Source organism: Desulforhopalus glucosivorans (assembly GCF_054397165.1).
The window spans coordinates 1,059,482-1,073,457 of record NZ_AP044854.1 but is presented as its reverse complement, the minus strand read 5'-3'; the positions used below and the strand labels follow the sequence as shown (position 1 = coordinate 1,073,457).

10 protein-coding genes are annotated in these 13,976 nt (G+C 43.6%); 8 read left to right on the top strand and 2 right to left on the bottom strand.

What is annotated here, in order from left to right:
* Positions 1 to 3 precede the first annotated feature (3 nt).
* The 3 genes from ACX6CI_RS04590 to ACX6CI_RS04580 all read left to right on the top strand — a co-directional run bounded on the left by ACX6CI_RS04590 (position 4) and on the right by ACX6CI_RS04580 (position 5,172).
* Positions 4 to 1,140, top strand: a complete 1,137-nt coding sequence (locus ACX6CI_RS04590) for a class II glutamine amidotransferase domain-containing protein (RefSeq protein ID WP_458776995.1) — start codon at positions 4 to 6, stop codon at positions 1,138 to 1,140.
* On the top strand, positions 1,098 to 2,738 hold the full coding sequence (locus ACX6CI_RS04585) for a glutamate synthase-related protein (RefSeq protein WP_458776994.1): 1,641 nt from the start codon (positions 1,098 to 1,100) through the stop codon (positions 2,736 to 2,738). Before ACX6CI_RS04590 ends, ACX6CI_RS04585 begins: the two co-directional genes overlap by 43 nt.
* 76 nt (positions 2,739 to 2,814) lie before the next feature.
* Complete coding sequence (locus ACX6CI_RS04580) at positions 2,815 to 5,172, top strand: FAD-dependent oxidoreductase (protein WP_458776993.1); 2,358 nt, start codon at positions 2,815 to 2,817, stop codon at positions 5,170 to 5,172.
* 210 nt (positions 5,173 to 5,382) lie between these two features.
* Here ACX6CI_RS04580 and ACX6CI_RS04575 read toward each other — a convergent pair whose 3' ends face one another.
* Positions 5,383 to 5,655, bottom strand: coding sequence for a hypothetical protein (locus ACX6CI_RS04575; protein ID WP_458776992.1), 273 nt, complete (start codon positions 5,653 to 5,655; stop codon positions 5,383 to 5,385).
* A gap of 603 nt (positions 5,656 to 6,258) precedes the next feature.
* On the opposite strand from ACX6CI_RS04575, the gene ACX6CI_RS04570 reads away from it, so the two are divergent.
* The gene (locus ACX6CI_RS04570) at positions 6,259 to 7,581 is read left to right on the top strand and encodes an IS1380 family transposase (RefSeq protein WP_458775547.1); all 1,323 of its coding nucleotides are present in this window, start codon (positions 6,259 to 6,261) and stop codon (positions 7,579 to 7,581) included.
* 185 nt (positions 7,582 to 7,766) lie between these two features.
* The gene (locus tag ACX6CI_RS04565) at positions 7,767 to 8,414 is read left to right on the top strand and encodes a cold-shock protein (RefSeq protein ID WP_458776991.1); all 648 of its coding nucleotides are present in this window, start codon (positions 7,767 to 7,769) and stop codon (positions 8,412 to 8,414) included.
* A 277-nt stretch (positions 8,415 to 8,691) separates the two neighbouring features.
* Here ACX6CI_RS04565 and ACX6CI_RS04560 read toward each other — a convergent pair whose 3' ends face one another.
* Entirely contained in the window at positions 8,692 to 11,718 is a 3,027-nt protein-coding gene (locus ACX6CI_RS04560; protein ID WP_458776990.1) for a DNA translocase FtsK, read from the bottom strand.
* 857 nt (positions 11,719 to 12,575) lie between these two features.
* Between ACX6CI_RS04560 and ACX6CI_RS04555 the strand changes: the two genes are divergently transcribed.
* The 3 genes from ACX6CI_RS04555 to ACX6CI_RS04545 are packed head-to-tail and all read left to right on the top strand — an operon-like array spanning position 12,576 to position 13,929.
* A complete protein-coding gene (locus ACX6CI_RS04555) occupies positions 12,576 to 13,097 on the top strand; it encodes a lipocalin family protein (protein WP_458776989.1) in 522 nt (173 codons plus the stop codon).
* 24 nt (positions 13,098 to 13,121) lie between these two features.
* On the top strand, positions 13,122 to 13,469 hold the full coding sequence (locus ACX6CI_RS04550; protein WP_458776988.1) for a hypothetical protein: 348 nt from the start codon (positions 13,122 to 13,124) through the stop codon (positions 13,467 to 13,469).
* A 46-nt stretch (positions 13,470 to 13,515) separates the two neighbouring features.
* The gene (locus tag ACX6CI_RS04545; RefSeq protein WP_458776987.1) at positions 13,516 to 13,929 is read left to right on the top strand and encodes a GFA family protein; all 414 of its coding nucleotides are present in this window, start codon (positions 13,516 to 13,518) and stop codon (positions 13,927 to 13,929) included.
* Positions 13,930 to 13,976 lie beyond the last annotated feature (47 nt).

Here is a 13,976-nt window from a genome sequence, read left to right as displayed (position 1 = left end):
AACATGTGTCGTTTAGCCCTGAAAACCGCCAATGAGGCCTTCTCACCCTATGAGGTTCTTTCTGCCATGGAAGCCATGCAGGAAGGATATGACGGGTCCGGTCTTGGCCTTTTGCTCCGTGGACTTGAATTTGAAGATTTCAAATACAATCCACGCTACCCAATCCTCTCAGGTATTGCCCATACGGAAAAAGCCTGGCAACGGGTCACCGAATTCATGGAGAACCGTGGCTATGAATTGAAATACGATCACCGTTTCACCTTTGAAGCTGGGCACATTGAAGCCGACCGCTTCCGCTACTTCCTGCGTGCATACAGAATGCCGCTCAGATTCAAAGATGCATCAGACGAAGTGCGGGAAGCTGAAATGCTCAACGCACGACTTGCTCTGAGAAAACTTGCAACTGAGGAAGATAAGATTACCGTCTTTTCCTTTTATCCTGATGTTGCCATGATTAAAGAGGTTGGCTGGCCTCTTCAGATTGGTGATGGACTGAGCTTACATGATGCCCAGATTAAATCCCGTGTCTGTATGGCTCAAGGGAGACAGAACACCAACTACGGCATCAACCTGTATGCCTGTCATCCATTTTTTATCCAGGGTATCTCTACCATGACCAACGGTGAGAACACCGCCTTTGTTCCTATCAAAGACTGGCTTGAAGGTAAAAACATTCCTGGGTACACCGGCTACCAGAGTGACAGTGAGGTCTTTACCCACATCCTTCACTACGCCCTTAAAAAGCTAAAGCTTCCCCTGGAGGCGTATAAGCACATCATTACGCCGCTCAGTTCAAAAGAACTTGCAGAACACCCCCAGGGTGAATTTCTTGCAGGACTCCGTCAGGCCTGCAGAAGACTTGTCATCGATGGCCCCAATGCCATCATTGGCACCCTGCCCGATGAAACCTGCATGCTAGCAATGGACCAGAAAAAACTCAGGCCAGCTACCGTTGGTGGTAGAGACGGCGCATGGGCCATTGCATCAGAAATTTGTGGAGTACAGGCAATGGTACCGGATCGTGATCCTTCACTTGATTTCCAACCAATGCGCGAACACACAGTAATCGTTCCCCCAGATAGAAAGGAATTAAAGATATGGTCTCAGTACGATCAGTTTCCGTTACCCCAAGCAGCTTAACTCCATCCGATTTTCCCTGGATCATTGAGCACAAAGAGGACAGATGCACCCTGTGTGGACAGTGTACCGCTGTCTGCCCAAAAGGTGCAATCACCCTTGCTCACATGCGCAAGCGTCTTCCAAAGCTTGATGTATTCCAGAAAAAGCGAGGTAACGACTACAAAACATTCACAGGTATCCGTCAGGTGCTTGATCCGGAAAAACTCTGTATCGGTTGTGGTATGTGCTCCATGGTATGCCCCAACGACGCTATAGCTCCTAAGCCCGGCACCAACGAAAACCGAACAGTTTTCTTTGATAACCGTAAGGGTGAGCCAATGAAGCGTGGAGGCAGGAGAAACTCGCCTGGTCCCACTCTTCTCGATCAGATCATGTTTGATCGTATCTCCATGCTCACGGATCCTGCTCTTGATGCAGGTCGCCATGAGTTCACGGTCACCACGTCCCTTGGACGGGTTCTGTCTCCAGAGGATTTTCTTGACCGCACAATGAATGGTGGCTGGATTCCTCCAACAAGAGAAATTTTCCCCTTTGTAATCGGCTCCATGTCTTTTGGTGCACTCTCACCAAATATGTGGCTTGGTCTACTCCAGGGTGTTGCCTACTGTAACGAAGTTCTTGGAATCCCGGTGGTTATGTGTACCGGTGAGGGTGGTTGTCCTCCATGGGTACTGAAAAGCCCATACCTTAAATACATCATCCTCCAGATCGCTTCCGGTTATTTTGGATGGGATGAGATTATCCGCGCCATTCCGGAGATGCAGTGTGATCCTGCGGCCATCGAGATCAAGTACGGTCAGGGCGCAAAGCCTGGTGATGGTGGGCTTCTCATGTGGTACAAGGTTTCCAAGCTTATTGCCCGTCTTCGTGGTGTTCCTGAGGGTGTGGATCTTCCATCACCGCCTGTTCACCAGACACTCTACTCCATTGAGGAAAGTGTCATGAAGATGATCCAGACCCTGTCCACCGCCTTTGACCACAAGGTACCAGTCTATCCTAAGATCTCAGCATCGACCTCTGCTAAATCGGTTCTCAATAATCTTGTGAGAAACCCTTATGCAGCCGGGCTTATGATCGATGGTATTGATGGTGGAACTGGTGCTGCCTACAACGTAAGTATGGAAGCAACTGGTCACCCCATTGCCTCCTGCGTGCGCGACTGTTACCTCGATCTTGCAAAACAGGGCAAGCAGAATGAGATCCCTATTTTTGCAGCGGGTGGTATTGGTAAAAACGGTAACGTGGCCCAAAACGGTATGGCCATGGTTATGCTTGGGGCATCGGGTGTACACATCGGAAAATACATCATGCAGGCAGCTGCCGGTTGTCTCGGCAACGAGAAGAATCGCTGTAACGTCTGTAATGTGGGTATCTGTCCTAAAGGTATCACCAGCCAAAACGCCAAATTATACCGCCGTTTGGATCCTGATAAGGTTGCAGAACGTGTTGCGGAGACCTTTATGTCTATCAACACCGAAGTCAAAAAAATCATGGCTCCACTTGGGCGATCGCAAAGTCTCCCTGTTGGTATGTCTGATGCTATCGGTATTGGTAATAAAGCGGCTGCAGATCGATTAAATATCAAATACGTCTGCTAAGCAGTTACATAAATTTTATGGATGTGATTGAAAGCGAGTAACTCTGTTTTCAATCACCTGATATAAGGAGTTTTCAGTGTCTACAACGGTTGTAAAAGGTCTAAACGAAAAAGGATTGCGCATCGGCTCCATGGAGTTCGAAAAGCTGGTACGGGACGCCGCAACCAGCGCAAGCGACCTGACCCTCGAATCCTACGGTCAACATAATATAGGTATCCGTCTTCAAAAAGAAGACGGCCTCACCATCCGAGTCAAAGGCCCTTCCGGCCAGCGCCTTGGCTGTATGGGGATGCCCGGTACCACAATAATCTGTGAAGATGCCACCTCAGATGATGTCGGTTATCTGAATATCGGTGCAGAAATCACAGTCCTCGGTGATGCGACCAACGGTGTCTGTAACGCCATGGCCAACGGTAAGGTATTTATCGGCGGCTCCATTGGCGCCCGTGGTCTCACCATGACCAAATGGAACCCTGAATTTGAAAAGCCAGAACTCTGGATTCTCGGGTCCACTGGTGATTCATTTGCAGAGTTTAACTGTGGTGGAACCGCTGTTGTCTGTGGTATCAACCCTAAAAATCCTAAAAACATACTTGGTTATCGTCCATGTGTTGGTATGGTAGGAGGACTCATCTACTTTCGTGGTGAAATTGATGATTCCTATTCAAAAACCAACTCCAAACTGACAAAACCAGACGATGCCCAGTGGCAGTGGCTACAGGATAATATTAAAGGCTATCTTGATAACATCCGCCAGCCTGAGCTTCTTGAAACTCTAAGTGTCCGCGAAGAGTGGCAGATGCTCGTTGCCATCACGCCCCAGGAACGTGCTCTCATGTTCTCTGGACCTATGAGTATGGCTGAATTTAGAAACGAGCACTGGAATAAATCCCTTGGTGGTGATCCACTAAGAGATCTGGCGCCGGGTCTTGATCGTAGCCCCATCGGTACAATTGTAACAGGTGACCTGCGTCGCAAGCAACCCTACTGGGCTAATGCCGAGTCAGCTGCCCCCTGTACCTACTATTGTCCAGTACATATTCCTACAGTTGATCGCCTGCGACTCATTCGCGAAGGTAAGATTGATGAAGCATATGACATGCTGCTCCACTACACCCCGCTACCCGCTTCCGTCTGTGGTTCGGTTTGTCCTAATCTTTGTATGGACAACTGTTCAAGGCGTGGCGTCGATGATTCCATCGATGTGCAGGTACTTGGTCGTGCTGTGGGTGATTCAAAGGGCCTTCCAAAAGCTGCGCCCTTAGGTAAAAAAGTTGCGGTTATTGGTGGTGGGCCCGCTGGTATGAACGTTGCCTGGCAACTCGCCCTTGCAGGGATAGAGTCTCATATCTTTGAGCAGGATTCAATGATTGGTGGTAAACTTGCCCAGGTTATTCCATGGGAGAGATTATCACAGGCAATCTGGGATCAGGAAATCAAGCGCTTCATGGAAACACCCTACATCTCGGTCAGTCTTAATACTGACATGAGTAAGGACAAGTTTGCCGAGCTGCAAAAAGATTTTGACTACGTTGTTGTGGCTGTGGGAACCCATGTACCACGGACAATCCCCTTTCCTGGACATGAAAAGGTTCTGCCCGCTCTTGATTTCCTTAAAAAAGCCAAGTCCGACAACCCAACCCGTGTCGGTAAGGAAGTGGTTGTCATCGGTGCCGGTAATGTTGGTTGCGATGTAGCCTGTGAAGCGTACAGACTTGGTGCGGATAAGGTTACCCTTGTGGATATTCAAAAGCCACTTGCCTTTGGTAAGGAAAAAGATGCCGCTGAAGCCTTAGGCGCTACGTTTAGATGGCCAGTGTCAACAAAAGAAGTCACAGATGAAGGTCTTTTAACAGAAGACGGTGAGCTTATACCTGCTGATACAGTGCTCATCTCCATCGGTGATGTTCCAGCCCTCTCCTTTTTACCTGAATCGGTAGATACCATGACTGTCGGTGGAGCTGCCTGGGTCACAACGGATAAGGCACACCTCACCTCAGACGCTCAGGTTCTGGCCATCGGTGATGTTGAACGACCAGGGCTTGCAACCCACGCCCTTGGTGCTGGAAAGACCGCTGCTGAGTTCATCATAGCCCAGGCAAAGGGCCAGGAATGGCAACCTTTCGCCAAGCCTCTCATTCCACAAAAGGCGCTCACCATAACCCATTATGTGCCGGATGAGATCACCACTACTGAGCAGAATCAGGCAGATCGTTGTTTGTCCTGTGCTTCATGCAGAGATTGCCATCTTTGTGAGACCATCTGTCCAACAGGTGCTATCACAAGACGTGAGCTTACCCCTGTTACACAGGCTGGTGATCAGGTTGGTCTTGATGTGGACTATGAATATGTATCAGATGACGATAAGTGTATTGGCTGCGGCTTTTGTGCAGACACCTGCCCATGCGGAATCTGGGCAATGAATCCTTTTTAAAAAAAAGGTACTCTACTCGTAGAGATTAAAGGGGGCATCAGCACAATAGTGCTGATGCCCCTTTGTTATTTCTTACCTGTATAATCTATTAATGAAAAATTCTGGTTTTGTTTTTGAGGCGAGGGCAGACGAGAATTTTATCTGGAACGATGCAGAAACTATATCGATGTTAAGATTGAAGAGCTAATGATATTTTATCATTAATCACCACTACTTACGCACCAGACGTATACTGACTTCATATCGAGCAGTATCAATATCAGCTGGTAACTGGGTCGCATCAGGCACCATTATAGTCAAAACCCTGCCCTTATGGGGGTCACTGGCATCCTTTGTTCGTCTTTCCCTACCAGATGGCCCTGCAATTCCCTTTCGTGGCGGTCTTACATTAAGCAACTGTGCATCTATCAACCCTTTGCTCTTTTCCGGCAACTTCTGCCCATGTCCAGTCAAAGGTGGCATTGATCCAATAATAATTTCCATAAGCAACACTCCTGTCTTGTAGTCTCCACCTTATTTTTACTACACATGTACACAAGTTTCAACACCATTAAGCACAGATTATCAGGACGTTAGATGCTGTGAACCCCAAAGCCCCAATACATGGCGACAAATTTAGATACATTTTGCGTTAATTCTTTCCTCCATCCCTCCTAAGAAGCTAGACATCAGGTTATTTAGGATAACTTCCCATGATTTCAATAGGTAAAAGAAGTGCATTGATAACGATGCTATGATAGTTTATACCTTTAAGAACATTTGCTCATAATTCTGAAGTGTAGAGTTTCAGCCCTCACCTTATTTCTAGGCGGACGGATAAGGTAGAAAAATCTAAACGGAATGCAGTAATTGGATATTTTTCATGTATTACAATGTGTAAGAAAATAAATTAATCGTCAAATAGGAAAATCATGAAAGGCACCATCGAGCAATGGAAGGATGATAAAGGATTTGGTTTTATAAAACCTCCTGAATCCGTGACGAACATATGAGCAAAATAGCAAAAAAAATAGGATAACCTCTTAAGTTTAGGTATATTAATGCGGTCGCCAAACTGCATATATAACTTCACCAAAAAGATTATCCATGAAATTCAAAATAGAACAAAGTTCTGAAAAAATCAACAGTGCCGGTGGTATGGCCCTCGTTGGTGCATTGCTTGATAAGTCAGGACTGAACGAGGCTGTAGATGCAATCCAGACAGGCAAAAGAAGACCTATCTATTGTAATTCGTTGATAATCAGGAGTTACCTTGGGTTGCTGTGCCAGGGAAGAACATCTTTTGATGACTTGAATATTTTCAAAAATAATGAGTTTTTTGCTGCTTCATTAAACATCAAAGGTTTGGCCTCAGTCGAAAGGATTCGGCAACGGCTTGATGAAGGTGCTGGGCTATTCGACTCTAGCATTCGTAAAGTAAACCTTGCTTTGCTGAGTAATCAGCAGTTTAGCAGAGTGAAGACACAACTCGGCAGTTATATTCCATGGGACTGCGACGTATCTCCCCTGGATAACTCTCGAACCAAAAAACAAAATGTGTCTCGCACCTATAAGGACTATGACGGCTACGCACCGATGTTTGGCTACCTTGGAAGAGAAGGATTTATGCTTGATTGTGAGCTACGACCTGGCAAACAGCATTGTCAGTCAGGAACAGTTGATTTTTTAAAGCGTGGCTTAGGTTTCATCGAAGAGCTTGGGTTAAAAAGTGAAGTGCTTTTGCGGTTGGATTCCGGTAATGATAGCGCGGAAAACCTTGAGCTCATTCAAGGTCAATGCAACTTTATCATCAAACGCAACCTTCGCAAAGAAGTTCGTGAGCAGTGGCTTAAAACGGCTATGGATTTAGGCAAGAAGAGTGTACCACGACCGGGAAAAACTGTTTACAGGGGTGTTCTCTACTCTAAACAGCCAGCGAATCAAAAATGCTCTCCTGTTCCTGTAGCCTTTGAAGTTACTGTGAGAGAAATTGACAAGGCAGGAAATTATCTTTTATTCCCTGAATTGGAGGTTGATACGTATTGGACAAATTTGTGTGAGGATGCTGAAGAGATCATTAGGTTATACCACGATCATGGGACCAGCGAGCAATTTCACAGTGAGTTGAAGTCAGATATGGACGTCGAACGTTTGCCGTCAAGCAATTTCGGCACTAACAGCTTGGTTCTCCTGCTGTCGATGCTAGCGTTTAATTGCCTGAGAACCATTGGGTCGTTGATGATTGAGCTAAAAGAGCTTTCGCCAGTTAAGCTTACTGTACAACGGCGCAGGATAAAAAGTGTCATTCGTGATCTTATTTTGACTGCTTGTAAATATGTCCGGCGAAGTAATCAAAATTTCATAAAGCTCGGCAAGTGCAATCCGTGGTTCTTGATGTACAAGTCTATATACCAGCGGCTTGTTCCTTAGCTTTTAGCAAAAGCTGTCCTTGAGTAGATGAAGTATGAGATACAAAGAGAGAGTTGTGTCTTAGTGCAGGAGAAATGATTATTTAAGGGGATGATTTCTCCAAAAAATGAGAAAAGGAACTCTAACACTATGCTATTTGGAATGTAAGCAGTGTCAGAGTTACTAGTTATGGCCCAGCGTTAACCTTGAAAGGGATTGTAGCTCTGGCGTCACGGATTCAGGAACCTGATAACGGTTCAAAAAAAATCTTTTTCCACATTTCTTCTGTCACAACAAATACAAGAAGACCACAAAAAGGAGATATAGTACTATTTGATTCTACTATTGACTCACAGCAGAGATTAAAAGCTAAACGTGTTGTTATCGAAGGTGTTGCTGCAACCAAGCGTGCAACAGCAAAGTCAAAATATGTTCCTGTGAATCCACCACAAAAGGATGCTATTGACTATATTTTCATTTTAGTTGGCGTTTGCTTTCTAATCATTGGAGGAGCAGAATTTCTTCGCTCAAGAGTATTTGAAAATACTCTTATATATATAGCACCTGCTTTAATAGCTTTTTTTCTCTTAAATAGACCCAAAAAACCAAAAGAGAAATCATTTTCCTGTGCTGGTTGCAAAACAATAACCGATTATGATCGAAGAACGATAGAAGCATGGAATAGGGGCTTTACAAGGCTCTATTGCAGTACGTGTCATCATAGATGGTTGCTAGAAAATCCACATCAAAAACTAACCTCACAAACAAATAGAGGGGAGTGTCTTGGCGTATTTGTTTTAATGCTAATACTGCCCACAGTCGGTAGCTTATGTTTCTACCATTGGCTGTTGTAACAGCATCACCATCAAATATAACAACTCAGCAATATTTCATTTAACCAGTTGTTTCACCATCGCTCACTACGTTCGCTGGACGCGCTGAGTATCGTTTATGAATAGAACCTGTTTTTAATTGATATCGTAATCAAATCTAATGAGAAAAAGTGGATTGTTTACAAGTCTAACCAAACCACACCTTATGTGAATCCCTCTATTGCTGACTGTAACGCTGAGATTAGTGATGAATTTTCTCCACTCATTACGGTACAGGGCGATGACAACATTAGTAATATCACATTATATTAATATCATTAACAAGCACCTTACGGGGTTTGGCTCCATCAGGTGGACCAACAACTCCATTTTTTTCCATGAGGTCTATGATTCTGGCGGCCCTGTTATACCCAACACGTAACACTCTCTGGACTCCAGATATAGAGGCCTGGCGACTATTCATTACAAAATTAAGTGCCTCATTATATTTTTCATCATACTCATCCTGCTGATCGTTAGGATGAACATCATCACAGTCCTGTTCACTCAAAACATCAAACATATAATTTGGTTTTCGTTGTTGTTTGATAAAGGATGTGATGCTCTCCAACTCATCTTCGGAGAGATAGGTTCCATGGACCCTTGTCAAACGAGAAGTTCCAGGAGGCACAAACAACATATCCCCGTTACCGAGTAGGGTTTCCGCACCATTGGAATCAATAATAGTGCGGGAATCTGTTTTAGAAGAGACCTGAAAAGAAATTCGAGTTGGAAAATTCGCTTTTATGATGCCAGTTAACACATCAACCGAAGGCCTTTGGGTCGCCAGGATAAGATGAATACCTGCTGCACGCGCCATTTGAGCCAGTCGGGTGAGTGCAAACTCTATGTCCCTGGACGCTGTCATCATCAAATCTGCTAATTCGTCAATGATTACGACAATGTAAGGAAGTGTTCCCAAGTCTTCCCCATGTTCAGCAAATTGATCGTCTGATGAAGCAGCCACCTTCTGATTAAACTGATCAATATTCCTGACCTGAAACTCTGCAAGTAGATTATAGCGCCTATCCATCTCCCTAACCAACCATTGAAGAGCTGTAGTGGCTTTATTCATATCTGTAATAACCGGGGTCAACAGATGCGGAATATCGTTATAAAAAGAAAGTTCGATTCGCTTGGGATCTATCATTATAAAGCGCACCTCATCCGGTGAAGCCTTATAGAGAATACTCGTAATCATCGCATTGAGGCCCACGCTTTTCCCTGTTCCGGTGGCACCTGCAATAAGTAGATGTGGCATGGACTCCAACCCAACCACAACGGGGCTACCGACAATATCCTTACCAAGACAGATGGGGATTTTTGAATTAATCTCTCGAAAATTCACTGATGTAACGATATCAATAAATGGTACCAGGCTTTTTTTAATATTGGGTATCTCAATTCCCATTACATCCTTTCCCGGAATGGGGGCCACAATACGAATACTATATGCGCTAAGGGCCAAAGCCAGATCGTCTGCAAGATTTACAATTTTGCTGATTTTGATACCTGGTTCTGGCTTGTACTCATAGGTGGTGATCACAGGTCCGGGATGAATCCCCATAACCTCACCTTTAATACCAAAAAAACCAAGCTTAGTCTCAAGGAGCTCCGCATCATTGCGAATACGTTCATGATCCACCATATTGTCATCACAGGTATTTTTCAAAAATGAAAGCAATGGCAGCTGATACTCTCCTGATTGTTCAATTTTCTCCTGTTGCATCTCAAGACAAGCACCGTTATCAGCATCATCTCCGGTGTTATATTCTGCCAGATCAAGGGGGCTAGAGGTTATAGACAAAGAAGAGGTCTCCTTGTCCGTTCCAAACAATGAATCTTCTCTATGGATCTTTCTATCCTCAATGCTTGATTCTTCATCCGAAGACCATGTTGTAAGAGAAGGTGAACTCTGATTTGAAATAGCTTCTCTTCGCTCTCCAGGCTGATCCTCCTGTGGAACGTGTTCATAGCCTAATCTTATAACACTGGCTACACTACCACCCTCCGATTCAACTACTTCTGCAGTCTGCGCAGTTACATCCAACAAATTGCCATTTAATTCCTGCTTCGCAATAAATTGGCTATCTTCCACATTTTCTAGAAGGTGCTCTGCCGTAGTCTTAACCGAAACACTCGTTATTTCTTCATCAACAGAGGAGTAAACCCCGAGCATCTGAATATCACCACCATCCTGACCATTCGCGTCTTCTGTAACCGATATTATCAATGATCTATCTTGCACAGAATCTGTCGATACAGTTGGTATATCGAATGCCGCAGAGGAGTTACCCATAGGGATTTTATTGATTTCTGAATGGTTATTCTCCCTATCTATTCCCCATGTTTCCTCCTCCACAACCTGGGTACGTCCCTCCGGTTTAGCCTGGATTATGCTTTGTTGACACCGATTTTCAATAACATCAGACTTTTCCGGTTGTCCTTGGTTTTCAGCAGATATTCCCCCTACCACACACGAACCTGATATATCCACCTTGGACGTGTCTACAATGTCTATGTTTTCTTTTTCTTCTGCATACCGCAAAAAGTCTGATGGGACAGAGTTCGTATCAGATGAAGTAGTAGAAATTGATGTTTCCAACTCTACAGAAGCTGCCTGGCTGGAGATTTCAGTGGGGTTTTCAGCCCCAGCACAATCACTAACGCTTGAGTCCTCGATACGCATCTCTTTTTGAGACAATGCCGAAGGCTGCAAGTAATTTGTTTGCTGATGATCAGCGTCCTGATTTGCTGTAGATTCCTTAGAAGGTTGCGTAAACGATGATCGTTCCTGACCGATCTCACTGGAAAAATTTTGTGGACACGCAGGTTCTCGATACAGTGCATTTTTTACTGCTGAAGGCATTGCCACCTTTTTTTTCAGATAGGATTTCCCCTCCCTCTTTGGGCTGGTACTATGTACAGAGGATGACCTTGTTGTTTGAGTAGAAGTGCCATTCTGCAATTTTGCCTTAAGTACCTGAAGCTCCTCCAAAACCTCCCTGACCTCAGCATATTTTTTTTCTAGTTTGGTATATTTCTCACTGATATTTAACGTTGCCAATAAAAGCTTATCATAGTGATTCAAGCTATCCCGATGTACATCAGTTTTAGTTTCAACACATTGTAACTCCTTGATAATCAACGAAGCAATATCATGAATATTTCCCAGCACATCAGCATTATCAATTTGAAATTTATGCTGACCACGTTCTGTTGTCAGAATAAGAATATCTTGATCAAGACTGTAATTGTAATCAAAACCTTGTTTATTAATTCCCACAATACTGCCTATATGAATTGATATTAAATTTGAATCTCCTTAGAAACACCACGACAGGTGTCTGAGATAGTTCTGTTCAACTATGCGCACTGTTCACTGCTAAAGTACTCTAATAAATATACTTCAGGCATGATACCGGGTAAACGGAACAACAACTGCGTACCAGTTATCTTAAACCAAAACAGGGCGAAACCGAGTGAACCATAAAAGGGGAGAATTCGCAATAGAGAGAGGTATCAGTTATTTTGACTCTTACAACTCAAGCCTACCTTTAACATAAAGCTTCGATTGACCGCAGTTCTATAAAGAAAGAAATCTGAACACTATCTTGATCTTTTCGACTTGAAAAATCTTTGTTTTGTATTTTCTTATCCCGCTCCTTTTTAGAGTGGGATATAGAAAGAGGTCAAAGCCAGTTTTAACTTCATTATTATGAAGTTCTCGTATATAAAACATGTCTAGACCAATAAGAATAAAATATCGCGGAACCTGACACCTTTCCTCATCAGCTGAAGCAATGGAGCGATATGCCCTGTTTTGCTTATGTAAAACAAGGTGTTTTTAATAGCATGAAAGCCGAAGTCCCTAACCTCAAGTTAGCCAAACCATTGCTTCAACCGACTTTATATTATCAGTATGGGCCGTTGTAACTTATTCTTATTGGGAGGCATCTTAGGGCTTGTCATGACCCATTCAGGCTAGAGCTGGTTTTTAAATCGGACGGTCTGACTCTATAAAGATTTGAGGGCTAATACCGAAACGTACCAGAGTTGGGAGTACTGATTTATAACTATTTTTGAATGTTTACACTCATTCATGAGCTACAATCACCATTTCCACCAGGAGTAAAATCCACAATGAAAAAACTACTTATTGGCTTAGCTTCATTTCTTTTGTCTGGCTGCATGGGAATGCCAAAGGGTGTGACCCCCATAGAAGATTTTGTTTTAAACGACTATCTTGGAAAATGGTATGAAATTGCTCGATTAGATCATTCTTTTGAACGTGGTTTAAGCAATGTCAGCGCCACATACTCTCTAAGAGAAGATGGCGGGGTTAGTGTTATTAATCGTGGATATTCTACAGCTAATGAAAACTGGAAAACCGCAGAAGGAAAAGCATACTTTGTAGGCAGTGATAACACTGGCCATTTAAAAGTTTCATTCTTTGGCCCTTTCTACAGTTCATATGTGATTTTTGAGCTGGATGAAAAAGAACAATCCTATGCCTTTGTATCCGGGTACAACAACTCCTACTTGTGGCTGCTATCTCGAACACCGACGGTCCTTGATGAGGTAAAATCTGCATTTATCCATAAAGCTCAGAATCTTGGTTTTGATACAGATAGCTTAATATTTGTTGACCAGGAAAAACTGTAATTCACTTTTCAGGGACGATGAGCAATGAGTGTAAAAGATTTTTTATTATTTATTATAAGCGTGGTACTTTTAAGTAGTTGTGCAACTTCCCACCACGGAACCTTTGTAACCTCAAGCTATAATGGCCAAGAGGGACATAACAGTAATGTTTTAGGTGATGTCACCGGCCAGTCTAAGCAAACATGGATTTTATACATGTTCCCATCTGGAAAAGCACCTTCAACTAATACAGCAATCAACGATGCAAAATCACAAATTACAGGAACTGATTTTTTGACCGATATTGCAATAGATGATCGAATATATTGGGGAATTGGGTATAGAGAGCAAATAATTGAGGTTAAGGCAAGAGCACATAGTTTTCAAAACTAAAGAGCACCTTAAACATGACGTTATCATAAAATAATATAGACACCACATGAATTACTCAAACACCTGTAGTTGTGGAAAAATCCAGATCAAACTCACTCTTCCAAAACCTATCGAGGAATATACGCCAAGGGCATGTGATTGTGATTTCTGCACCACGCGTAAAGCTGCCTATATTTCAGACCCAGATGGCGTCTTAGAAATAACACAATCCGAAGGGCTTGAATCACTCATTCAAGGATCAAAACAGGCCAAATTTTGGCAGTGCAAATCCTGCCATGATTTAATCGCTGTAACCCATGAGTTTGAAACCGGCCTTCAAGGCGCAATAAATGCGAATTGTCTCGCTGGTTCAAACAAGCTACAAAACCCAATTTCTGTTTCACCCAAGACTTTATCACCAGAAGAAAAAATTGAACGTTGGCAGGCAGGCTGGATGACAGTCAAGTTTATTGATAAATAGATGACTTATTCAACCCTTTTCCACCTTTTCGCTACACTCATTCCTAT